The 21659-nt window shown below is 31.6% G+C and carries 26 protein-coding genes; 11 read left to right on the top strand and 15 right to left on the bottom strand.

The window, feature by feature from the left end; all coding sequences use genetic code 11:
• Positions 1-66: 66 nt before the first annotated feature.
• From tpiA to JC605_RS10510, 7 genes are all read right to left on the bottom strand, one after another.
• The gene (tpiA, locus tag JC605_RS10540; protein WP_198856130.1) at positions 67-819 is read right to left on the bottom strand and encodes a triose-phosphate isomerase; all 753 of its coding nucleotides are present in this window, start codon (positions 817-819) and stop codon (positions 67-69) included.
• Positions 820-875: 56 nt separating this feature from the next.
• Positions 876-1370 (bottom strand): TlpA disulfide reductase family protein, encoded by a 495-nt coding sequence (locus JC605_RS10535; RefSeq protein ID WP_198856129.1) that lies wholly within the window; start codon positions 1368-1370, stop codon positions 876-878.
• 325 nt (positions 1371-1695) lie between these two features.
• Complete coding sequence (locus JC605_RS10530; RefSeq protein WP_198856128.1) at positions 1696-2355, bottom strand: alpha/beta hydrolase; 660 nt, start codon at positions 2353-2355, stop codon at positions 1696-1698.
• Positions 2356-2385: 30 nt separating this feature from the next.
• On the bottom strand, positions 2386-2841 hold the full coding sequence (locus JC605_RS10525) for a hypothetical protein (RefSeq protein ID WP_198856127.1): 456 nt from the start codon (positions 2839-2841) through the stop codon (positions 2386-2388).
• A gap of 62 nt (positions 2842-2903) precedes the next feature.
• Entirely contained in the window at positions 2904-3359 is a 456-nt protein-coding gene (locus JC605_RS10520; protein ID WP_198856126.1) for a DUF2750 domain-containing protein, read from the bottom strand.
• An 86-nt stretch (positions 3360-3445) separates the two neighbouring features.
• Positions 3446-4567, bottom strand: a complete 1122-nt coding sequence (locus JC605_RS10515; RefSeq protein WP_198856125.1) for a BT_3928 family protein — start codon at positions 4565-4567, stop codon at positions 3446-3448.
• 87 nt (positions 4568-4654) lie between these two features.
• On the bottom strand, positions 4655-5197 hold the full coding sequence (locus tag JC605_RS10510; RefSeq protein ID WP_198856124.1) for a DUF1599 domain-containing protein: 543 nt from the start codon (positions 5195-5197) through the stop codon (positions 4655-4657).
• 217 nt (positions 5198-5414) lie between these two features.
• On the opposite strand from JC605_RS10510, the gene folP reads away from it, so the two are divergent.
• Together folP and JC605_RS10500 are read left to right on the top strand one after the other, a co-directional pair.
• The gene (gene folP, locus JC605_RS10505) at positions 5415-6239 is read left to right on the top strand and encodes a dihydropteroate synthase (protein ID WP_198856123.1); all 825 of its coding nucleotides are present in this window, start codon (positions 5415-5417) and stop codon (positions 6237-6239) included.
• 139 nt (positions 6240-6378) lie between these two features.
• Positions 6379-7011, top strand: a complete 633-nt coding sequence (locus JC605_RS10500) for a hypothetical protein (RefSeq protein ID WP_198856122.1) — start codon at positions 6379-6381, stop codon at positions 7009-7011.
• 54 nt (positions 7012-7065) lie between these two features.
• On the opposite strand, the gene rlmH is transcribed toward JC605_RS10500, so the two are convergent.
• From rlmH to JC605_RS10465, 7 genes are all read right to left on the bottom strand, one after another.
• Positions 7066-7539: a 23S rRNA (pseudouridine(1915)-N(3))-methyltransferase RlmH gene (gene rlmH, locus JC605_RS10495; RefSeq protein ID WP_035648259.1), complete on the bottom strand. Its 474-nt coding sequence runs from the start codon at positions 7537-7539 to the stop codon at positions 7066-7068.
• Positions 7540-7684: 145 nt separating this feature from the next.
• Entirely contained in the window at positions 7685-7987 is a 303-nt protein-coding gene (locus JC605_RS10490; protein ID WP_198856121.1) for an antibiotic biosynthesis monooxygenase, read from the bottom strand.
• Positions 7988-8160: 173 nt separating this feature from the next.
• Positions 8161-9576 (bottom strand): adenosine deaminase, encoded by a 1416-nt coding sequence (locus JC605_RS10485; protein ID WP_198856120.1) that lies wholly within the window; start codon positions 9574-9576, stop codon positions 8161-8163.
• 211 nt (positions 9577-9787) lie between these two features.
• Positions 9788-10072 carry a GNAT family N-acetyltransferase gene (locus JC605_RS10480; protein WP_198856119.1) on the bottom strand — a complete coding sequence of 95 codons (285 nt, stop codon included), beginning with the start codon at positions 10070-10072 and terminating at the stop codon, positions 9788-9790.
• A gap of 5 nt (positions 10073-10077) precedes the next feature.
• On the bottom strand, positions 10078-10473 hold the full coding sequence (locus JC605_RS10475) for an OsmC family protein (protein ID WP_198856118.1): 396 nt from the start codon (positions 10471-10473) through the stop codon (positions 10078-10080).
• A gap of 2 nt (positions 10474-10475) precedes the next feature.
• The gene (locus JC605_RS10470; RefSeq protein ID WP_198856117.1) at positions 10476-11357 is read right to left on the bottom strand and encodes a pirin family protein; all 882 of its coding nucleotides are present in this window, start codon (positions 11355-11357) and stop codon (positions 10476-10478) included.
• Between the two features lie 188 nt (positions 11358-11545).
• Positions 11546-12646 carry a DNA alkylation repair protein gene (locus JC605_RS10465; RefSeq protein WP_198856116.1) on the bottom strand — a complete coding sequence of 367 codons (1101 nt, stop codon included), beginning with the start codon at positions 12644-12646 and terminating at the stop codon, positions 11546-11548.
• A gap of 204 nt (positions 12647-12850) precedes the next feature.
• On the opposite strand from JC605_RS10465, the gene nadC reads away from it, so the two are divergent.
• The 5 genes from nadC (at position 12851) to priA (ending at position 18395) form a co-directional block, all read left to right on the top strand.
• On the top strand, positions 12851-13708 hold the full coding sequence (nadC, locus tag JC605_RS10460) for a carboxylating nicotinate-nucleotide diphosphorylase (RefSeq protein ID WP_198856115.1): 858 nt from the start codon (positions 12851-12853) through the stop codon (positions 13706-13708).
• An 89-nt stretch (positions 13709-13797) separates the two neighbouring features.
• Positions 13798-14721, top strand: coding sequence for a YihY/virulence factor BrkB family protein (locus JC605_RS10455; RefSeq protein WP_198856114.1), 924 nt, complete (start codon positions 13798-13800; stop codon positions 14719-14721).
• A gap of 1 nt (position 14722) precedes the next feature.
• On the top strand, positions 14723-15151 hold the full coding sequence (locus tag JC605_RS10450) for a DUF2147 domain-containing protein (protein WP_198856113.1): 429 nt from the start codon (positions 14723-14725) through the stop codon (positions 15149-15151).
• Between the two features lie 10 nt (positions 15152-15161).
• Complete coding sequence (gene bla-B1-FLAV, locus JC605_RS10445; protein WP_198856112.1) at positions 15162-15920, top strand: subclass B1 metallo-beta-lactamase; 759 nt, start codon at positions 15162-15164, stop codon at positions 15918-15920.
• 24 nt (positions 15921-15944) lie between these two features.
• Positions 15945-18395, top strand: a complete 2451-nt coding sequence (gene priA / locus JC605_RS10440; protein WP_198856111.1) for a primosomal protein N' — start codon at positions 15945-15947, stop codon at positions 18393-18395.
• A gap of 9 nt (positions 18396-18404) precedes the next feature.
• On the opposite strand, the gene JC605_RS10435 is transcribed toward priA, so the two are convergent.
• Positions 18405-19103, bottom strand: a complete 699-nt coding sequence (locus JC605_RS10435; protein ID WP_008463025.1) for a LytTR family DNA-binding domain-containing protein — start codon at positions 19101-19103, stop codon at positions 18405-18407.
• A gap of 177 nt (positions 19104-19280) precedes the next feature.
• Between JC605_RS10435 and rpsF the strand changes: the two genes are divergently transcribed.
• The 4 genes from rpsF to JC605_RS10415 all read left to right on the top strand — a co-directional run bounded on the left by rpsF (position 19281) and on the right by JC605_RS10415 (position 21037).
• The gene (gene rpsF, locus JC605_RS10430; protein WP_068842999.1) at positions 19281-19622 is read left to right on the top strand and encodes a 30S ribosomal protein S6; all 342 of its coding nucleotides are present in this window, start codon (positions 19281-19283) and stop codon (positions 19620-19622) included.
• Positions 19623-19627: 5 nt separating this feature from the next.
• Positions 19628-19924, top strand: a complete 297-nt coding sequence (gene rpsR / locus JC605_RS10425; RefSeq protein WP_002987043.1) for a 30S ribosomal protein S18 — start codon at positions 19628-19630, stop codon at positions 19922-19924.
• Between the two features lie 66 nt (positions 19925-19990).
• Complete coding sequence (gene rplI / locus JC605_RS10420; protein WP_198856110.1) at positions 19991-20431, top strand: 50S ribosomal protein L9; 441 nt, start codon at positions 19991-19993, stop codon at positions 20429-20431.
• A 132-nt stretch (positions 20432-20563) separates the two neighbouring features.
• Positions 20564-21037, top strand: a complete 474-nt coding sequence (locus JC605_RS10415) for a DUF6495 family protein (protein ID WP_198856109.1) — start codon at positions 20564-20566, stop codon at positions 21035-21037.
• Positions 21038-21659: the final 622 nt, after the last annotated feature.

Genomic DNA, 21659 nt, shown 5'->3' with positions numbered 1-21659 from the left:
AAAGGATTTATTCAAAATTTAAGATAAAATCTGTGGAAATCATTTTAATCTGTGGCAAAATAATTTTTAGATAGCAGTAACAATAGCTAAGAAATCGTCAGCTTTTAAAGCAGCACCTCCAATTAAACCACCGTCTACGTCTGGTTTAGAGAAGATTTCTTTAGCGTTTTCTGGTTTTACAGAACCACCGTATAAAATAGAAACTTCGTCAGCGATATCAGCTCCAAAAGCTTTACGAATAGTTTCTCTAATAAATTCGTGCATTTCTTGTGCTTGTTCTGGTGAAGCAGTTTCTCCAGTTCCAATAGCCCAAACTGGTTCGTAAGCTAAAACAATTTTAGACCAAGATTCTTTTGCGATTTGGAAAACACCATCACGTAATTGATTCTCAACAATGTTAAAGTGATTTCCAGACTGACGGTCTTTTAACTCTTCTCCAAAACAGAAGATTACTGTCATATCATGTTTTAAAGCTGTATTAACTTTGTCTGCGATTAAAGCGTCTGTTTCGTGAAAAATAGCTCTACGCTCAGAGTGACCTAAGATTACGGTATTAACACCAATGCTTGTTAACATATCAGCAGAAATTTCTCCTGTAAAAGCACCACCTTCAGCTTGGTGAACGTTTTGAGCAGAAACTCCAATAGTAGTATTTTTTAATTTTGCAGCTGCAGCTTGTAAGTTAACAAAAGTTGGCGCTACAATTACTTGTGCATTTGTTTTTGCTGGAATTTTAGCAATTAACTCGTTTAATAATTCTTCAGTTTGTGCAGCATTTTTATGCATTTTCCAGTTTCCTGCAACAATCGATTTTCTCATTTTGGTAGTTTTATATTATTTTTTTGTTTTTTGTTTGAAATGTTGTTATTGAAAAATTATTTCAATGATTGTAAAGTAGAATTGATTTTTTCGAAGTCCGTTTCGATAGCACGGTATAAAACAATTTTACCTGTTTTGTCAATTACGATATATCTCGGAATCCAATCTAAATCAATAGCTTTTCCGAAAACACCTTTCATTCCGTCGTTCATCATGAAATGGTCGCCTTTTAATTCGTGTTTTTCGATTCCTGCCTTCCATTTATCAGCTGTTTTGTCAGCAGATAAGAATAAGTATGATACTTCAGGATTACCAGCTTGTAATTCTTTTAGTTTTGGCATTGCTTTTACGCAATCACCACACCAAGAAGCCCAAACTTCGATAACCAAAGTTTTTCCTTTATATTTTTTTAAAATGTTTTTGAAAGTAACCTGACTTCCGTCAAGAGCTAGTAATTTCTCAGATAAAGCTTCTTTTGAAAAAGCTGTTTTTTGAGCTTGTGAGCAAGAAAAAGAAATAAATGCAATTACGACAAGGACTAATTGTTTCATATTTTATTAAAATTGTTTTTTATTATGGTACTGAATTCACAAAGTTAAACAAACAAATGGAATGCCAATTGTACATTAACAAAATTTGAAGAGTCGTTCATTTTGTAACAAAACGCTGTTTTTTGGTTGAAAAAAACGTTTTGAAATCGTAATAGTAGAGGCTGAAAATGACGTTTCTTTTTTATGAAGCTATTTTAGAAGAAAAAAAATGATAAAAATTTTATTTCAAGAAGAAGATTTTAATCAAAAAAACGTCAGGTTTCAACAAAAAAAGTCTTCAATAAAATTAAAATTATTGAAGACTTCTTTTTATGTTTTTGAATCTTTAATTCAGCTCATAATTTCCATTTGCCCATTTTTTGCTTGGAGCAATCCAATTGTCTGCAGCTTTGTACAAAAAGCCATGTTTTAGGCCTGTATTAAGTTCAATTTCTTTAAAATGATCTATTTTGCATTTAGAAGTTTCTTTTCTTTTAATAGCAGAAACTCCGTAAATATCTGATTTTTCATAAATAGTCAAAATATTTCCACACCAATTAAGATCGGGAATTTGATCTATATCTGTGTCCATAAAACAACCTATGAAAACAAAATTCATGTCAGGGTTAGCCACAAAAGTCGAAACGAATTGTGCAATATAGCCACCTTTTGAAGTTCCGATTACAGTGATATGGTTTGGCGGAATACCTTTTTTCATCAATGCTTTAATCTGTTTTGCAATTTTTTGTGCATAATCGACAGCATTTGTATTTTTCTTTCTTTTTTCACTAAAGACAATAAAGTTATCTTTTCTATAAGATTCTAAAATCTCATTGTATTCTGCTTTACCATATTCTGGATGAGCTACATTTAGATCGTTTTCTTCTACGAATTTGTTGTGAAAAAAGAAAATGTAGCGTTGATTTTCATTTTTTATTTGGCTGTAACCTGCAATGTAAAATAAAATGGAGAACGAGAAAGCAAGTGTTTTAATGAGTTTTTTCATGAATAGAATATGTAGAATGTAAAATGGATTTTAGTTTTTTGTATTCATGAGAATTTTATAAATTCCAGTTGTTTTTTCTTCTTGATATTCAGCATTTTTAATTTCAGTTGCCTTTTTTACGATATTACTGCATTGGCTTCCTTTTACTCTTTCTGTAACAACAGATAATTCAAAGGCAGGTTTGTCTCCAATATTTACCGCATACTTAAATGTTCCTTCTACAAATCCTAATACTAACAAAGCACGATCTGAATTGTTACTTTTCAGATAAGTGGTTTGAATTATCTTATTTTGATTTAAATCGGTTACTGTCACAGGCGTTTGTGGAGGAAAAGTACCATTGTCAAACAAATTTGCTCCAGAATCTTTATCAACAAATTCGAAAGTATAAATTACAGGTCCAGTTTCACAATTTATTTGAGGTGAATCGCATCCTGTAGTAAAAATTAGGACTAGTAAAACTGAAATCTTTAGAAGTTTTTTCATGATTAAAAATAGTTTTTGGTTTGACCAAATGTAGGATTATTTTTTAAATTATTTATATCCTTCTATCTAATTGTTTTCTTCGTTTGATTTTCAAAATCTTCTATATTTTCGAATTTTTTAAGATCTAATTCTTTTTTTGTCTTTTTTAATTCTGTTATTATTTCTAGAATCAAATTATAGCCCTCACTTTCATAGCCAAAAAGGTGTTGATCAAAGTTTGTTCCAACCAGCAATCCATCGTTATGCATGCCAATACACCAATTTTCAAGAAAATCAGATAGATTAATTGCTGCAGGATGATAATCGTCCCATTCGTTTTTTGCACATATTTTTGCCATAATTTCTTTTGACCAAAAGCAAATGATTTCTATTGGTTCTCCATCTTCGTCTTCAAATTCATTAGAGTAAGAAGTAGCGAATCCGTTTTTGCTTTTTAATGCGAATACAATTTCTGTTTCGCATACTTCTTTAATGAATTTTTTGTGCTTTAACTTTATGTCAATATGATTTTTAAACATTCTACTGAAAGGATTTTATAAATGAAAAAAAACGCCAAAACCTTGAAAAGGAAATTGGCGTTTAATAAATTATTTTAGTTGGTATTTTAAATACCGTAAGCTACATCAGATAATTTCAAATCATCAACGTCGTTGTAGTGTACTTTTTGAACGATAGTTCCTTTATGTAAAACTACAATACTTGGATTTGCTCTTTCAACAGTTTTTAGAGCTGTTCCATCGCAGAAATAAAAATCAATATCTAAAGCATAATCTTTTTTAGCTTTAGCTATTTCATCAGCTCCAGAAGCAGTCATTCCGATTACTTTATAACCTTTTGCTTTTGCATCTGCAGTAACTTTTGCTAACTTTTTCATTCCGTCAGGATTCGATAAATTCAAATCATAAGTTACATAGATTAATAATTTTGGCTCTTTTAATAATTCTTCTTTATAATCAGAATCATCTTTAGTCATGGTGAAATCATGAATAGGAGGAATGTAGCCTTCGGTAATTACTTTGTCTTTACGATCAACAAATACCGCTCCTTCTGGAATATTCATTAAATCTTTCTCTGTAAATTCTTTATCGACACCATTTACTTTGTAGATAAAAATCATTTCTACAACCGATTTTGGAGCGCCTTCAGGAATTTCCATTCCTTTCTCGATGTTTGTTCCCACTTTGTAAGGACGGAAATCTTTGATAGGATTATGATTTAAAACCCAAACAGCCATAAATACGCATAAAATAATGCTGATTAAAGTAATAATATTGGTAACCAATTTTGAAAATAAAGGTTTTACCAGTTTTTTATTAATGAATAAAATCAAGATAAAGAAAAGTAAAACAACATCTTTTGTAAATGACTGCCAAGGCGTTAAGTGTAAAGCATCTCCAAAGCATCCACAATCTTTTACTACATCAAAATAAGCAGAATAGAAAGTAAGGAATGTAAAGAAAACGATTAATAATAATAAAGCCCAAATTGTTAATTTTGATTTGTAGCCAACCAAAAGCATTACACCCAAAACTACTTCTAGAATAACTAAGAAAATTGCTAATCCTAAAGTTAACGGCTCTAAAAATGGCATATTAAAAACAGGTTCGCTAAAGTATTCTGCCAGTTTATAAGAGAAACCAACAGGATCGTTCAGTTTTATTAATCCAGAAATAATAAATAAGACGCCGACAAATAATCGGGAGAATTGGGTAATGATGTTTTTCATGGCAAATATTTAGGGTTTAAATTCCAAATTTCTAAATCCTAAACTCCAATTTTAAAGTTGGAATTTGGGATTTTATTTTTTGAAATTTTATTTGTTTATAGGGTTTAGAATTAAAGCAAAGACAGAATAATTAATCATATCCTGATAATTGGCATCGATACCTTCAGATACCAAAGTTTTTCCTTTATTATCTTCAATTTGTTTAACGCGAAGAATTTTTTGCAAAATTAGGTCAGTTAAAGAACTTACACGCATATCGCGCCAAGCTTCGCCGTAATCATGATTTTTAGCTTCCATTAAATCTTTAGTCAATTTTACTTTAGCATCGTATAATTCTGTTGCTTTTTCAACGTCAAGATCCGGCTGATCTGCAACGCCAAGTTCTAACTGAATCAAAGCCATGATCGAATAATTGATTATTCCGATAAATTCTCCTTTTTCGTCTTCGTCAACTTTGCGAACATCGTTCTCTTGCAAACTTCTAATTCGTTGTGCTTTTATGAAAATCTGGTCAGTTAGTGATGGTAATCTTAAAATTCTCCACGCACTACCGTAATCTTTCATTTTATTGATGTACAATGTTCGGCAAACCGCGATAACATTATCAAACTCTTGGGAAGTATTCTTCATTTATATGCTGTATATTTGCTAAAATTTCTTCAAAAATAAGCATAATTTTTTAAGAGTTTCAAGTTTAAGGTTTTCTTTGTTCCAAGTTTTTTCTTAACAAAGTGTTAATGCTACGAAGTTGAAACTAAAATATAATGTTTCAAGTTTCAGGTTTAAAGTTGACTTGGATTGCGTAAGTTCTGAGACTTGAAACCTGAAATAAAAAATAACAGAACAAATGACAATTAATTGTAAAGGCCGTTTGATTGATTTGGAAATTCCAAAAGTAATGGGAATTTTAAATGTTACTCCAAATTCTTTCTTTGATGGCGGAAAATATAAAAACGAAGACGAAATTATTTCGAGAGTTGATAAAATGCTTTCAGAAGGAGCCACTTTTATTGATATTGGAGCATATTCTAGTAAACCAAGTGCTGAGTTTGTAACCGAACAAGAAGAAATTGACCGAATTGTGCCAGCGATAGAATTGATTTTAAAACACTTTCCAGAAACTTTATTGTCAATCGATACTTTTAGAGCTGAGGTTGCTAAAGCGAGCATAGAAAGTGGCGCGGCAATTATAAACGATATTGCTGCTGGAGAACTAGACGAAAAAATGTTTGATGTAATTGCGCATTATAATGTTCCGTACATCATGATGCACATGCGAGGCAATCCGCAGACGATGCAAAGTTTGACGCAGTACAATGATATTATAAAAGAAATGCTTTTTTATTTTTCTGAAAAAGTGAAAAAAGCAAGAAGTTTAGGAATCAACGATTTGATTTTAGATCCTGGGTTCGGTTTTGCTAAAACAACCGATCAGAATTATGAAGTAATGCAGAAAATGGAACTTTTTAATCTTTTGAAATTACCCGTTTTAGCTGGAATTTCTAGAAAATCAATGATTTATAAAACACTTGACATTACGCCTCAAGAAGCTTTAAACGGAACTACTTTCTTGAATACGATTGCTTTGACAAAAGGAGCTAAAATTTTGAGAGTTCATGATGTGAAAGAAGCGATGGAATGTGTTACTTTGTTTGGTAAAATGAGTTTGTAAATCGCCAGTTTTGTCATTTCGACGAAGGAGAAATCTTCGTTGCTAGATCGACAAAGAATGGATTCTCGTTGCGGAGTTACTTGCGAAGATTTCTCCTTCGTTGAAATGACAAACTTTGTGTAAAATGAATTTTAAAAATATGAAATACTTCACCTTAATTATAGCTTTCCTACTTTTCTCCTGCGGAAAAAAAGAAGACGTTTTATTGCCAAAATCAAATGTTTCAATTGTAAAAGACGTACAAGATCATTCGCCAATTTACCTCTTTTTTAAAGTTGAGGGAAAAGATACAATCGCAGATTTAAATAGAAAAAGCGCCATAATTTCAACCAATTGGATTTTCAATATTGACAAACGCTTGCCATTAAAAAAGGTAATCCCAGAAGTAATTAAAATGCAGGAAAAAAAGCGTAATGAGAAAATGCATCAAAACGAAGAATCTGAAAACTATTATTCTTATGCAGATTCTATAGGGAAGAATTTAGCTTTTCTTCCTTTCACGAAAGTGTTTTATAAAATGGAAAGACCTGCTCAAGGAAGTTTTGTAGTTTACTTTAAAAAAGGGAAACAACAGGTTTTTATGGCTAATCAGGAAATAAAAATCTCAGAAATACTAAAGCAATTTTACAGTATAAAGTTTGAAAGAGTACCAGATTTAGTGTTTTTATTCGACAAGAATATGAGCTACGAAGAGTATATCCAGTATAAAATTCTATTGCAAAAAGAGGTGACATATAATCTTGATAAACTCCCAGTAGAGTACATTTTTTAAAACTTAAAAAACTTTGAACCTTTGTTTCTCTGAATCTTTGCCCCTTTAAAGAATCTATTGATGATGATAAGGTTCATTGCGTAAAATCGTAAATCCGCGATATAATTGTTCTATGAAAAATAAACGAACCATTTGATGCGAAAAAGTCATTAGCGAAAGAGAAACTTTTCCTTGTGCTTTTTTATAAACGGTTTCAGAAAATCCGTAAGGACCACCAATTACGAAAACTAAAGTTTTAACTCCAGAATTCATTTTCTTCTGTAATTCTTCAGAAAAACCAACGCTTGAGAATGTTTTTCCATTTTCATCCAACAAAATCAATTGATCTGTTGCTGAAAGTTTAGACAGGATTAATTCGCCTTCTTTTTCTTTTTGCTGGCTTTCAGATAAGTTTTTTACGTTTTTGATATCAGGAATAATTTCCAGATCAAATTTGATGTAAAATGACAAGCGTTTGGTGTAATCGTCTATCAAAGTCTGAAGCGATTTATTATCTGTTTTGCCTATTGCTATAAGTTTGATGTTCATTGGTTAAGTTTTTTGCAACGAATTACACTAATTCGCACGAATTTATTTTTTTTGCCACAGATTAAAAAGGATTAACACAGATTAGATTATTTTAAATTTAAAAAAATCTTTTTAATCCTTTTTAATCTGCGGCAAAATGAAAACTTTATTTTTTGTTTTCAAAAACCGTTTCAAAATGTTCGACAATTGGAAACGGTTCGTAGTAATGATGTAAAATCTTTTTCCATTCCAGATACGCTTCAGAAGTTCTAAAACCTAATGTGTGATCTTCTAATGTATTCCAATCGACCAGTAAAAGATATTTATTTTCGACTTCGAGACACTTTTCTAAACGATGTCCTAAATAACCATCGATTGATGAAATGTATTGGCTTGCTTTAGTAAAATCAGCTTCAAATTGATTTGCTAAGTTTGGTTTTACGTATAGAAATGCTGCTTCTAGAATCATAATTTAAATAAATTTTATCTGCTGGATCTGCCAAATCTGAGGGAAAAATTATACTCTCGCAGATTTTGCAGATTAAACGGATTTTATTTTTAGTATTTTGTTTTAAAAAAAACTTTATTAAATCAACCTAAATCGGTTTAAAATCTGCGTGAAATTTTTACATAGATTTAAGATTAGTTTTTAGAAAAATTCGCCTCAAAAGTTTTAAAACGAGTATCTAAATCTTTCAGTAATTGTTTTTTTACTGAAGCATCTTGAATGAAACTGTAATTGATGCTATTGTAAACGTATTTTTTAATCGTTTCATAATTTACGTCGGGATATCTTTTTGCCAGTATAACATACTGTTCTGTCATACTGCTTCTTAGAATTCCGGCGTCGTCTGTACTGATCACAATTGGCACATTAAATTCTTTGTAAAGCGTAAACGGATGTCTGTTTTCTTTTACTTTCAAAATGAATTCGTTGCTTGCTAAATTGATCTCAATCGGAATGTTGTTTTTCGACATATATTTTAATAAATCATATGAATTTGCCTCATACGCAATATCAACTCCGTGACCAATTCTGTTTGCTCCCGCAACATAGATCGCGTCATTAATATGCCAAGTCAATTCTTCTGGCTGAACTAAACCTAAAGTCAATTCACCTGCATGAAGCGTATATTTTACGTCTGAAAATTTAGAGTGGCAATATTTAAACATTACCATATGAAGCCAGTAATCTTTCATAGAATTTTCGCCATGCTCTGGAGAAACAATGTTTACGCCAGCAACCAATTTACTTTCGTTTGCAGAGATAAAAGCTATTGTCAGATTTTTAAATAAATCAACAGGATCCATAAAACGAAGCACAAAGTTTTGATAACGCATCGTAAATTTATCGTCATCTATTTTTAAGTCTTTATGCAGTTTTGCAATGAAATTATTATTGAAATCTAAAGCATATTTTTTAGCATCTTTTTTCTGAAATGATTTATACAATTCATCTAAAAGTTTCATAACGGCTTTTTCATCTTTCTGTTCTGCGGCTTGGCGTAATTTTGAATTGAAATCGGTTAGATCTGAAACATTCATATCGCACGGAATTGTCGATAATTGCGTTTCAATATAAAGCACATTTTCTGCAATCGCACGCTTTTTTAATTCGAGCATTCCTTCTGCAAAATGACCTGCAATAGTTGGTTCAAATTTCATAAAAGAATCAAAGAATTGATCATCAGAAGGAACGGAGCCATTGTAATCTTTAATAGACCAAGTTTGCATAACTTGTTGCTGATAGTAATCTAATTTTCCTTTGCTTTTAAGAGATGAAAAGTTTTCCCAATTTCCTTTTTCAGGTTTGGTTTTAGAAACTGCCATAGTTTCTAGATTCAAATAAAAGTCTTCAGCAATAGCTCTTTCTAAAAGCGGTTCTGCATAAATTGATCCTGAAAAATGATGATGTAAATCGCCTCCTTTAGGCATTTGTTGAAAAAAAGCTGTTAAGAGAGCTTCATTATTTCTGATTTTTTCTAAATAACTCTCAGCCGATTGAGAAAAGCCGATTTGTGCTATAAAAATACAGAAAAGCGTAATTATTCTTGTCATACTCTAAGATTAAATTACGCGCAAATATACGAGTTTTCGGAGAAATTTGAAAATTGAATTTCGTTATCTTGAATTTTTACCGCAAAGAGCGCAAGGTTTTGTTATTTACTTGACTTAGTATAAACGCAAAGTTCGCAAAGCTTTGTCTAAAAACTTTGCGAACTTTGCGTTATTCTTTGCGCGCTTTGCGGTTAAAAAAACTTAGAACCTTTTAAGAAAAAAATACATCATGTATTTCAGGAACCTTATCAAAAACGCTTTTTGCGAAAGGACAAAGAGGAATAATTTTTACATTATTTGCTCTGGCATAATCTACGGCTGCCATAACTAATTTTTTGCCAACACCTTTTCCATTAAAATCTGGACTTACTTCTGTATGGTCAATAATAAATTTAGAGTCTCCTGCCCAAGTATAAGTCATTTTTCCAGCTTCTTTTCCGTCTTCTACAGCTTCAAAATAGCCTCTTCTTGTATCGTTTATTTGTTGAATTTCCATGATGATTAAAATAATGTGGTTTTGATTTCGATTGAATGTGTTAATGTTTTATGAATCGGACAGCTATTTGCAATCGTTTCTAGGCGCTGTCTTTGTTTTTCGTCAACTTCGCCAATGATTTCTATTTTTCGGGTAAAAAGAGATACGTTTTGTTCTGAATCTCTTTCAAAATCGACTTTTATATTGATTTCTTCAACATTCCATTGCTTTCTATTGATGTACATTCTTAATGTAATCAGCGTGCAAGAGGCTAATGACGAAGCTAAAAGTTCTGACGGACTGAATCCTAAATTTTTGCCACCCATTTCCTGTGGTTCATCTGCAATTACTACATTTCCGCTGGCAGATGTTATTTCGGTGCGATACAAACGCGTATCTATTTTTGCTGCTATTGTATTCATAATTATCTAATTCTTGGTTCAGGCAATGGTACAAATTCGGTTTCTCCAGGAACTTTTGGAAAAGTCTGGTTTGTCCAGTCAATTTTTGCTTTTTCGATGAGGTTTTTATCAGAAGAAACAAAGTTCCAAAAGATGAAATGTTCTTCAGGAAATGGCTCTCCTCCAAAAATATAAACTGTAGAGTTTGCAGCAATTTCGAACTCGCAAAGAGAGGCTTCAGTTGTAATTAAAATTTGTCTTGGATCGTATGTATGTTCGCCATTTTTGATGCTTCCTTCCAAAATATATAAACCGCTTTCGCCAAACAAATCTTTTCCGATATTAATTTTTTGAGCCTCTTTGCTTTTAATTTCAATAAAGTATAATGGACTATAAACAGGAACTGGAGATTTTTTTCCAAAAGCTTCACCAGCAATCAATTTGAACGAAACTCCATTTTCTTCCCAAGCAGGAATATTATCTGCTTCAACGTGTGTAAAATTAGGTTCCATTTGCTCTAATTCTTTAGGAAGAGCAACCCAAATCTGCAAACCGTGAAGCATTTTATCTGAATGTCTTAAATATTCTGGAGTTCTTTCTGAGTGAACAATTCCTTTTCCGGCTGTCATCCAGTTTACAGCGCCTGGCTTTATTTCTAATTCGGTTCCTAAACTATCGCGGTGCATAATGCTTCCTTCAAATAAAAAAGTAAGTGTTGAAAGTCCGATATGCGGGTGCGGAGGAACATCCATATTTTCATGGTCACTTAAATGCGCAGGCCCCATATGATCGATAAATACAAATGGTCCAACGGCTCTTTTTTCACGGAAAGGCAATAATCTTCCTACCATAAAATTGCCAATATTGGCTGCACGTTCTTCGATGATTAAACTGATGTTTGACATGTGGTATTATTTTATTTGAAAACAAAATTACAGTGGTGATAGAAATCTGTAACTTAATTTAGATTAAGAAAAGTTGTTTTTTGTATTATCTATAAAAGTAGTGAAAATGTGTAATTATTCAAATTGTTGATTTTGATGTTTCTAAGTTCAGGATGTTTAAACCTTGATAATTTGTGAATTCAGTACAGTTAATCAATCAACTCAAACTCCAAAACTTCACTTTCAGTTCCATTAATAATAATCGACAATTGATGTTTTCCTGTGTGAAAAACTCTGGTCGTAATCAATTTAAAAGACTGATTTCTTTCAATCTTAGTTAATTGATTTGGATGATAAATTTTCTCACTGATTTTAAAGACTTTTTTTGCCAAATGCCCTTTTGCTTTTTTGTAATGAACGGCATATTCTAAACGAACTGTTTTGGGTTCTTCGTTTTTATTATTTAAATGAAAATGAAACTGCAGATAATCTCCAATTTTTACAGTTGGAGTTTTGATTTCGAAAGATGAAAGCTCGATATTGGTGCTTTCTAAACCATAATGACTTAAAATTTCAGGATGTCCTTGTTTTAATAAAGTTCGGCAACCGTGTTTTATAATTCCGTCTGTTTCTTTGCTGTGGCCTTTCCATCTTGAAGCGATTTCGAGTACAATCTCAGGATTATCTTTTACAATATCATTCAAATTATTGGCAACACTTCTGCGAACATATTCTGAAGGATCATTTTTTAAATTTTCTAAAATCAGAAGAATAGAAGTTGGGTCTTTTTTTAGAAACGGAATCGCCATTGCCCAAGGCAATCTGGGTCTTGAACCTTCGCTAGCTAATCTTCGTACATGATGATTTTTGTGCAAAGACCATTTAATCATTTCGTTGATCATTCTTTCTTTATATTTTAAAAGAAAGGGACGAACGGCAAACTCGCAGCTTATAAATTGTGTTATAGAAACAAAGGCCTTTACGGAAGTTTCAAAATCGTCTAAACCGTACATTTCGATATAATCGGCAAAGAAAATGAAAGCCAGATTGCCATCAGTAAAACTATTTTTCTTTAAGTTTTCAATGATTTCATCAATTAAAGCAGTGGCTTCTACAAAATTCTGAGGCATAAATTGGTGAAGTACAACTGTAGTATGTTTCATGCGGTCTTTCCATTCTTTCTGTACAAAATCGCCTTCGTAAATCGCTTCAATGAATTTTTGTTTGTTGAATGAAGGATGTACTTCGGCGACAGCCTGACCAAATTTTTCGTAAAAAGAAACCGAGTAAATATCTTTAATTAATCCCATGATTTTTGCTTGAATAAACTTCAAAGATATTTAATTGAGCTCTTATTAAGAGATTAAGTTTTGTTAAGAATTGTAACTTTATTTTTCTGAATATCTTAATAGTTAAAAAAGAGATATTTAATGTTTTATGTAATTTTTCATGGTGCAGTAACTTTCAAATCCATAAAATATATCCTAATTTAGCATATTATTAAAAATAGAAAAATGATAAGCGAAGCACAATTTCAAGCAGAATTACAACTTTTGATTAGTAACGCCATAAGAGAAGATGTTGGACCAGGCGATTATAGTTCGCTGGCTTGTATACCAGATACAGCTCACGGTCAAGCTAAATTGTTGGTAAAAGATCAAGGAATAATTGCTGGTGTAGAATTGGCAAAAATGATATTTGCACATGTGGATCCAAAACTGAAAGTGAAAACTTTTATTGAAGATGGAACGCATGTAGAATACGGAGAAGTTGTTTTTGAAGTTTCTGGAAGCTCACAATCTATTTTAAAAGCTGAAAGAGTTGTTTTGAATACCATGCAGAGAATGTCTGCAATTGCTACAAAAACAAGTCATTTAATGGATCTTTTGGAAGGAACAAATACAAAGATTTTAGATACACGTAAAACGACTCCAAATTTTAGAGCGGCAGAAAAATGGGCTGTAAAAATTGGAGGTGGCGAGAATCACCGTTATGCTTTATATGATATGATTATGTTAAAAGACAATCATATTGATTTTGCAGGCGGAATTACTCGTGCGATTTCTAAAACAAAAGAATATTTAGAGGAAAATAATTTGGATTTAAAAATTATTGTTGAAGCTCGCAATCTAGATGAAATTAGAGAGATTTTATTGAGCGATGGAGTTCATAGAATTCTGATTGATAACTTTAATTATGAAGATACTAAAACGGCCGTTGAATTAATTGGTACAAAATGCCAAACTGAATCTTCAGGAAATATCAGTGAAAAAACAGTTCGTGAATATGCTTTATGCGGTGTAGATTATATTTCGTCTGGTGCTTTAACGCATTCTGTTTATAATATGGATTTGAGTTTGAAAGCTTTTTAACGAAGTTATAAATTTTGAGTTATAAGTTATGAGTTTTGTAAATCTATCCCGATAGTTGGACTAAACTCAGAAATCTAAAATCTAAAAATATGTCGCAGGAGATAGAAGATCGGATTGAGAAATTGCCTGTTATACGCAATGTAGCCCGACTTTTTAAAAGAATAAAACTGCCTTGGCTAGAAGGTTTTTCGCTGTATGATTTGCTAGAAATGTATACCTTAGGAATTATTGAAGGTGCATTTTCATATCATGCCAGTGCGGTTTCTTTTAGCTTTTTCATGGCTTTATTTCCTTTTGCACTGTTTATCTTAAACTTAATTCCATTTATTCCTATAGATAATTTTCAGGAAGATTTCTTGCAGTTCGTTCAGCAAAGCGTTCCGCCAAACACTTTTGATGCGATTAGTAAAATCATTAGTGATATTTTAAATAATAGTCACTCGGGTTTATTATCGTCAGGTTTCCTGCTTTCTATTTTCTTAATGGCAAATGGTATAAATGGCATTTTGAGCGGTTTTGAATCTTCTAAACATGTTTTTGATAAACGCGGATTTTTTAAACAGTATCTTGTTGCGTTGGCAATTTCTCTTGTTATGACAGTTATTTTGTTTGTAACAGTGGCAACAATTGTCGTTTTTGAGGTTTTTATTCAGAAAACAATCATTCAGGATGTATTGAGTGATCGAATTCCGTTGATCATCTTAGGAAGATACTTGTTTGTTATTTTAATGATTTTGATAACATCTTCAATATTATTGCGTTATGGTACAAAACAGTATAATAAAGTGTCTTTTATAAGCATTGGTTCTGTTTTTACAACGATCCTAATTGTTATATCTTCGTTCTTTTTTGGGATTTGGGTTATAAAATTTTCAAAATATAACGAACTTTATGGTTCAATTGGGACATTATTAATTCTAATGTTTTATATTTGGATAAACTGTATGATACTGCTTTTAGGGTTCGAACTAAACGCTTCTATCAGAAAATTAAAACAAAAAAAAACTTACTAGTATGAAAAATTGGATGTTAACAATCGGTGTTTTTTTCTTTGCGCTAACCATGCAAAGCCAAAGTGTAATTGGGAAATGGAAAACAATTGATGATGAAACAGGTGAAGCAAAATCGATCGTAGAGATTTACGAAAAATCAGGGAAATTGTATGGTAAAGTAGTAGATATACTTCGCGATAGCCATAAAAAAGATGTCTGCGTAAAATGTGAAGGAGCTGAAAAAAACAAGCCAATTTTAGGAATGGTAATTATAAATGGTTTAAAAAAAGATGGTGATGAATATAATGGAGGTACTATTTTAGACCCTACAAGCGGTAAAAAATACAAATGTTATATCTCATTAGAATCTGCCGATAAACTAAAACTTCGAGGGTATGTTGGTATATCTTTAATGGGTAGAACGCAATATTGGACAAGGGTAAAAAATTAATTAAAATCTAATGCGAAAATTAGCTTCGATAATTTTATTCTTAGTTATAGTTTCAAACAGCTTTGGACAATCTAAGAATTCGCCATTACAAATAAGTCATCTTACGGGTGACTTTTATGTTTATAAGACTTTTAGCGATTATAAAGGGACAAAGATTTCTGCCAATGCCATGTATGTTGTTACAGATAAAGGAGTTGTTCTTTTTGATGCCCCGTGGGATAAAACACAGTTTCAGCCTTTATTGGATAGTATAAAATCAAAACATAATAAAGAAGTTGTTATGCTTTTTGGAACGCACTCACATGAAGATCGTGCGGGTGGATTTGATTTTTATAAAAAAAAAGGAATCAAAACGTACTCTATTAAGCTGACAGATGATATTTTGAAAAAGAACAACGAATCCAGATCTGAATTTATAACTCCGAATGACACAATTTTTACAGTTGGACAATACAAATTTGAAGTGTATTATCCTGGTAAAGGCCATGCGCCAGATAATATTGTAGTATGGTTCGGAAAAGAGAAAATTCTTTATGGCGGGTGTTTTATAAAAAGTGTTGAAGCTAAAGATCTTGGATATTTAGGCGATGCAGATGTTAAAGAATGGCAAAGATCCATTAAAAAAGTTCAGTCAAAATTTAAGAATCCTCATTATGTTATTCCGGGACATGATGGCGGAACAAGCAATAAATCTATCAATCATACTTTAAAGCTGATTCAGGATTATAATCTTTCAAATAATACTTCTCCTAAATCAGGTCAGAAATAATTTGCTGACATATAAAAATAATCCATGCATTTCATCGAAGTCATTTTACCGCTTTCTTTAGCTAAGACATTTACATACCGAGTTTCTGAAGCCGAGTTTCATTTCATTAAAAAAGGAATGCGAGTTGCTGTGCCATTTGGCAAAAGTAAAATTTATACAGCACTTGTTTTGGATGTTCATGAAAATGCTCCAACATTGTATGAAGCGAAAGAAATTCATCAGATTTTGGATGAAAAACCAATTGCAACCGAAATTCAGATTAAACACTGGCTTTGGGTAGCTAATTATTATATGTGTGGTATTGGAGACGTATATCGAGGTGCATTTCCAAGCGGATTATTGTTAGAGAGTGAAACTATTATTTCGCATAAACCTGATGTGGTAGTAAACGACAGCGAACTTTCTGATGATGAATTTTTGATTTATGAGGCTTTGCAACATCAGAGTTCATTAAAGGTTCAAGAAATTGCTTCGATTTTAAATAAAAAAAATATACTTCCGGTGCTTCAAAAGCTGATTGCTAGGGATATTATTTTTTTGGATGAAGAAATAAAAGAAACATATAAACCAAAGTTGGTGCGATATGTGAAATTGCATTCAAAATACGAATCAGATAATGGTTTGGCTGAATTGCTTGAAGTGTTGAAAAGTGCTAATAAGCAGAAAGAAATTGTTTTGACTTATTTTCAGTTGAATGCTTCAGAGAGAAAGCCAATCACAGTCAAAAAACTTACAGAAGTTTCAAATGTAACAGCTGCAGTTGTAAAGGCTCTAATTGAAAAAGAAATATTCGAAGAATATTATTTACAGCATGATCGCGTTACATTTAGTGGAGAAATATCGGATAAAGAATTGCAGTTGAGCAAAGCTCAAGAGAATGCTTTTTTGGCTATAAAAGATAGTTTTTTAGATAAAGAAGTCTGTTTGCTTCATGGTGTGACTTCAAGTGGAAAAACAGAGATTTATATTAAGCTGATAGAAGAGTATTTGCATACTGATAAACAGGTTTTATATCTGCTTCCAGAAATTGCACTTACTACTCAGTTGGTTTCTAGATTGCGTCTTCATTTTGGAGATAAAGTAGCTGTTTTTCATTCTAAATATAGCAATAATGAAAGAGTAGAGGTTTGGAGGCAAACGCTCGAGAATTCGCCAAAAGCGCAAATTGTGATAGGTGCAAGATCTGCTTTGTTTTTACCTTTTAATGAATTAGGATTACTGATTGTTGACGAAGAGCATGAACAGACTTTTAAACAAACTGATCCTGCGCCAAGATACCATGCTAGAGACGCTGCAATTGTTTTAGCTAATTTCCATAAAGCTAAAGTGTTGTTAGGTTCTGCGACTCCAAGTATTGAAACCTATTTTAATACGCAAAACGATAAATACGGATTGGTAACGCTTTCTGAACGTTATAAAAATGTACGTTTGCCTGAAGTGCTTTTAGTCGATTTAAAAGACAAGCATTTCAGAAAAAAAATGACAGGGCATTTTAGCGATCTTTTAATTGAAGAAATTGCAGAATCTTTGTCATTGGGCGAGCAGGTTATTTTATTTCAAAATAGAAGAGGATATTCGCCAATAATAGAGTGTATGACTTGCGGTCATGTTCCGCATTGCCAGCAGTGCGATGTAAGTTTGACTTATCATAAGCATAAAAATCAGTTGCGATGTCATTATTGCGGCTACTCAATTGCAAAGCCTACAAATTGCCATAGTTGCTCTAGTATAGATTTAACGACAAAAGGATTTGGAACCGAGCAAATAGAGCAGGAGTTGGCTTCTCTTTTTCCAAAAGCAAAAACTTCTAGAATGGATCAAGATACTACTAGAGGTAAATTTGGTTTTGAAAAGATAATTGATACGTTTAAAAATCGTGAAATCGATATTTTGGTAGGCACACAAATGTTAGCCAAAGGACTTGATTTTGATAATGTAGGTTTGGTGGGAATTATGAATGCCGATAACATGCTTCACCATCCAGATTTTAGAGCTTTTGAGCGCAGTTTTCAAATGATGACACAAGTTGCAGGAAGAGCAGGAAGATCGGAAAAACAAGGAAAGGTTGTAATTCAAACATATAATCCGAATCATAATACAATTCAACAAGTTACAAATCATAATTATATGGGTATGTATAAAGAACAATTGTATGATAGGCAAATCTATAGATATCCGCCTTATTTTAGGATTATTAAGCTTACGCTAAAGCACAAAGATTTTGATAAATTGAAAGAAGGAGCTATGTGGCTGTATCAGGTTTTAAGTCAAAACTTAGGGATGCCAGTTTTAGGTCCAGAAGAGCCTGCAATAAGTAGAATTCGAAACGAATACATTAGAACTATTTTAGTTAAAATTCCGCAAGAACATCATTTAGGAAACACAAAAAAAACTATTCAGAAAATGCTGAATAGTTTTGAAGCTGTGGCTCAATACAGAGCTATAAAAGTTGTGATTAATGTAGATTTTTATTAAAACAGTAATTTAAGAAGAGGTTGAAAGTGCTTTTACAAGGTCTTCTTTTTTATTACGGCTTAAAGGTATTTTTGTGATTCCAATTTCGGCAAATTTGCTGTTAAAGCGTTCTACCTTATCTATATTGATGATGTACGATTTATGAACACGGATAAATTTGTCTTTCGATAAATCATTTTCGAAAGATTTCATAGTAGATAGAACCAGATTGCTGTCGTCTTCGGTTACTACTCTTACGTAATCTCCAAAAGCTTCAATCCATTTTATTTTTGAAGTGAAGATTTTTAGTTTTTTTAGATTACTTTTGATGAAAATATGTTCGCCTTCTTCTTCTTTGATATCCTTTTTTAGCAAATGCATATCGATTGCCCTTTTTACAGAGGCGTTAAAACGGTCAACTGCAATTGGTTTTTGAAGATAGTCGGTAGCGTCGTAGTCGAAAGCTTTAAGGGCATATTCGGCTTTAGAAGTAATAAATATAATTTGCGGTTTTGATTTTAATCCGTCAAGAAAATCAAATCCGTTAATAACTGGCATTTCTATATCAAGAAAAATTAAGTCGATGTTATTTAATGAGATACAACTTTTTGCTTCAATTGCATTAGAAAAATCCCCGATTAAATGCAAGCCTGGGTGATTATTTACCAATTTGGCAATAATTGTCCTTTGTATAGAACTATCATCTACAACAACACAGTTTAGTTTCATAACATTTAAATTTAGAATAAATTCAGGATAGCAGTAGTAAATGTATTATTTTTTTGTAAAAAAAACTAAGGTTGAGGCATCTTTTTTGTATTATGACGAATAAAAGAAAAAAAATGTTGGATATATGAATTTAATGCTTACTTTTGCACCCAATTTTAACAAATAAATTTTTTATTTATGAATCATTATGAAACTGTTTTCATTTTAAATCCCGTTTTATCTGAGGTTCAGGTGAAGGAAACAGTAACGAAATTTGAAGAATTTCTTACTAGTAGAGGAGCTGAAATGGTATCGAAAGAGGATTGGGGTCTTAAAAAAATGGCTTACGAAATCCAAAACAAAAAAAGTGGTTTTTACCATTTATTCGAATTCAAAGTAGCTGGAGAAGTTCTTTTAGCTTTTGAAACTGAATTCAGACGTGATGAAAGAGTTATGCGTTTCTTAACTGTAAGTTTAGATAAACATGCTATTTCATGGGCTGAGAGAAGAAGAGCAAAATTAAAATCTACTAAAGCGTAATTATTATGTCTACAATCGAACAATCTGCAAAAGGAAAAAAAGACGGAGATATCAGATATTTAACGCCTTTAAACATTGAAACTAACAAAACTAAAAAGTATTGCCGTTTCAAAAAATCAGGAATCAAATACATCGATTATAAAGATGCTGATTTCTTATTGAAATTCGTTAATGAGCAAGGAAAAATTCTTCCTCGTCGTTTAACTGGAACTTCATTAAAATACCAAAGAAAAGTTTCTGTAGCTGTAAAAAGAGCTCGTCACTTAGCTTTAATGCCATACGTGGCCGATTTATTAAAATAGTATAAAAACTCTAGTCGCTGGTTTCTGTTATGCAGAACCTAACTTCTAAAATTTAAGGACAACAACATGGAAATTATTTTAAAACAAGACGTACAGAACTTAGGATTTAAAGATGATGTAGTATCTGTAAAACCTGGTTACGGACGTAACTTTTTAATTCCTCAAGGATTCGCTACTTTAGCTACTCCTTCTGCTAAAAAAGTTTTAGCTGAAAACCTAAAACAAAGAGCACATAAAGAAGCTAAAATTGTTGCTGATGCTAAAGCATTAGCTGAAACATTAAAAGCTCTTGAAATTAAATTATCTGCAAAAGCTGGTGGAGAGAAACTTTTTGGTTCTATCACTAACATCGATATCGCTGAAGCTTTAGAGAAATCTGGTAACGCTATCGATAGAAAATTCATCACTAGCGGTGTTGTAAAACGTTTAGGTAAATACAATGCTACAGTTCGTTTACACAGAGATGTAATCGTTGAATTAGCTTACGAAATTGTTGCTGAAAAGTAATAGTTTTTAAATCTATACAAAAATCCCGATGAAAATCGGGATTTTTTTGTTTAATAAATATAGAAGCAATATTATTGAGCTCAAAAGTTTGTTTAAAGCTCATAATAGTAATGTATAAAGCAGCAATTAAAAATGAAGTACGCAAGATTAACAAAAGAGCAGTTTGACGAATTACATGCAGAATTTGCAAGTTTTTTGGCAACACAAGCAATAGATAGAAAAGAGTGGGAAGAGCTTAAGATCAATAAACCAGAAGTTGCAGAACAGGAACTTGATGTTTTTTCAGATCTGATTTGGGAAGGTGTTTTGTCGAGAGCCGAATATTTAGAACATTTTTCTAAGAACCATATTTTTCTATTTCATTGTTTCGATACTTACATTAAGTCAATTGTTTTGAAAACATTTTCTCCAGAGGTTGACTTTTTGACAAAAGATGGGCTTCAATGGTTAAGCGATAATATGTTTACAGAAAATATCGAAATGAAAGTAGGGAAAAAAGTATTTACAGATGAACGAAATTCTTCGATTTTTGAATTGATTAAACAAGGTGCTTTTTTGAGCGATGGACAGTTATTTAATCAAATTAATACAATTATAGAATCTTAAAGTAAGTTTTTAAGTTTGTAATAAAGCGGGCAATTATTCTATAATTGCCCGCTTTATGCTTTTTTTTAACTTTTGTTTAATTTTTTTAAGAATTTCAACCCCGTACTTCTACTTGTTTTTTTAGAATTTTCTAAAATTTCCTAAATCTTACATTCTGTGAAATAATTTTTCTGCATTTGGTCTTAATTACGGATAATTTTATCGATTTTTTTATTTTAAATGTAAGATTAAACTTATTTTAAATCAATTTAACATATTTTGTTTAATGTTTTGCTTAATTAGAAAATCGATACGTATTTATGTTAAAAGTAGCGTTTTTTCTGATGTTTTGTAGGGTCTATAATTTTGAAATGGACGTTTTAAGAATAAATTATAAGAATTTTATGCTTGTTTTATGTTTTTGTTTTTCCTAATTTTAGGTAACAAAAGTTAAACAAAGTTTTTCTTCTGGTTTTCAAGACATATTGGTTATAAATTTATTTGCCATGTTGTTAAGATTGAAAATTGAAAAATTATAAAATAACCTAATAAATCTGCGTATGGAATTGACAATTACTTTCTTTATCAAATTTACCTTAGTTGTTTACTTTATTCTAGCTTTATTTTTTATTTTATTAAGCTT

Source organism: Flavobacterium sp. IB48, assembly GCF_016405855.1.
Classification (GTDB): Bacteria; Bacteroidota; Bacteroidia; order Flavobacteriales; family Flavobacteriaceae; genus Flavobacterium; species Flavobacterium ginsengisoli.
The sequence above is the reverse complement of the archived record's forward strand: the minus strand, read 5'-3'. Positions and strand labels throughout refer to the sequence as shown.

Excerpts from the sequence above, each read along its gene's own strand:
- tpiA (WP_198856130.1), bottom strand. The coding sequence starts at position 819 with ATGAGAAAATCGATTGTTGCAGGAAACTGGAAAATGCATAAAAATGCT.
- JC605_RS10535 (WP_198856129.1), bottom strand. The coding sequence starts at position 1,370 with ATGAAACAATTAGTCCTTGTCGTAATTGCATTTATTTCTTTTTCTTGC.
- JC605_RS10530 (WP_198856128.1), bottom strand. The coding sequence starts at position 2,355 with ATGAAAAAACTCATTAAAACACTTGCTTTCTCGTTCTCCATTTTATTT.
- JC605_RS10525 (WP_198856127.1), bottom strand. The coding sequence starts at position 2,841 with ATGAAAAAACTTCTAAAGATTTCAGTTTTACTAGTCCTAATTTTTACT.
- JC605_RS10520 (WP_198856126.1), bottom strand. The coding sequence starts at position 3,359 with ATGTTTAAAAATCATATTGACATAAAGTTAAAGCACAAAAAATTCATT.
- JC605_RS10515 (WP_198856125.1), bottom strand. The coding sequence starts at position 4,567 with ATGAAAAACATCATTACCCAATTCTCCCGATTATTTGTCGGCGTCTTA.
- JC605_RS10510 (WP_198856124.1), bottom strand. The coding sequence starts at position 5,197 with ATGAAGAATACTTCCCAAGAGTTTGATAATGTTATCGCGGTTTGCCGA.
- folP (WP_198856123.1), top strand. The coding sequence starts at position 5,415 with ATGACAATTAATTGTAAAGGCCGTTTGATTGATTTGGAAATTCCAAAA.
- JC605_RS10500 (WP_198856122.1), top strand. The coding sequence starts at position 6,379 with ATGAAATACTTCACCTTAATTATAGCTTTCCTACTTTTCTCCTGCGGA.
- rlmH (WP_035648259.1), bottom strand. The coding sequence starts at position 7,539 with ATGAACATCAAACTTATAGCAATAGGCAAAACAGATAATAAATCGCTT.
- JC605_RS10490 (WP_198856121.1), bottom strand. The coding sequence starts at position 7,987 with ATGATTCTAGAAGCAGCATTTCTATACGTAAAACCAAACTTAGCAAAT.
- JC605_RS10485 (WP_198856120.1), bottom strand. The coding sequence starts at position 9,576 with ATGACAAGAATAATTACGCTTTTCTGTATTTTTATAGCACAAATCGGC.
- JC605_RS10480 (WP_198856119.1), bottom strand. The coding sequence starts at position 10,072 with ATGGAAATTCAACAAATAAACGATACAAGAAGAGGCTATTTTGAAGCT.
- JC605_RS10475 (WP_198856118.1), bottom strand. The coding sequence starts at position 10,473 with ATGAATACAATAGCAGCAAAAATAGATACGCGTTTGTATCGCACCGAA.
- JC605_RS10470 (WP_198856117.1), bottom strand. The coding sequence starts at position 11,357 with ATGTCAAACATCAGTTTAATCATCGAAGAACGTGCAGCCAATATTGGC.
- JC605_RS10465 (WP_198856116.1), bottom strand. The coding sequence starts at position 12,646 with ATGGGATTAATTAAAGATATTTACTCGGTTTCTTTTTACGAAAAATTT.
- nadC (WP_198856115.1), top strand. The coding sequence starts at position 12,851 with ATGATAAGCGAAGCACAATTTCAAGCAGAATTACAACTTTTGATTAGT.
- JC605_RS10455 (WP_198856114.1), top strand. The coding sequence starts at position 13,798 with ATGTCGCAGGAGATAGAAGATCGGATTGAGAAATTGCCTGTTATACGC.
- JC605_RS10450 (WP_198856113.1), top strand. The coding sequence starts at position 14,723 with ATGAAAAATTGGATGTTAACAATCGGTGTTTTTTTCTTTGCGCTAACC.
- bla-B1-FLAV (WP_198856112.1), top strand. The coding sequence starts at position 15,162 with ATGCGAAAATTAGCTTCGATAATTTTATTCTTAGTTATAGTTTCAAAC.
- priA (WP_198856111.1), top strand. The coding sequence starts at position 15,945 with ATGCATTTCATCGAAGTCATTTTACCGCTTTCTTTAGCTAAGACATTT.
- JC605_RS10435 (WP_008463025.1), bottom strand. The coding sequence starts at position 19,103 with ATGAAACTAAACTGTGTTGTTGTAGATGATAGTTCTATACAAAGGACA.
- rpsF (WP_068842999.1), top strand. The coding sequence starts at position 19,281 with ATGAATCATTATGAAACTGTTTTCATTTTAAATCCCGTTTTATCTGAG.
- rpsR (WP_002987043.1), top strand. The coding sequence starts at position 19,628 with ATGTCTACAATCGAACAATCTGCAAAAGGAAAAAAAGACGGAGATATC.
- rplI (WP_198856110.1), top strand. The coding sequence starts at position 19,991 with ATGGAAATTATTTTAAAACAAGACGTACAGAACTTAGGATTTAAAGAT.
- JC605_RS10415 (WP_198856109.1), top strand. The coding sequence starts at position 20,564 with ATGAAGTACGCAAGATTAACAAAAGAGCAGTTTGACGAATTACATGCA.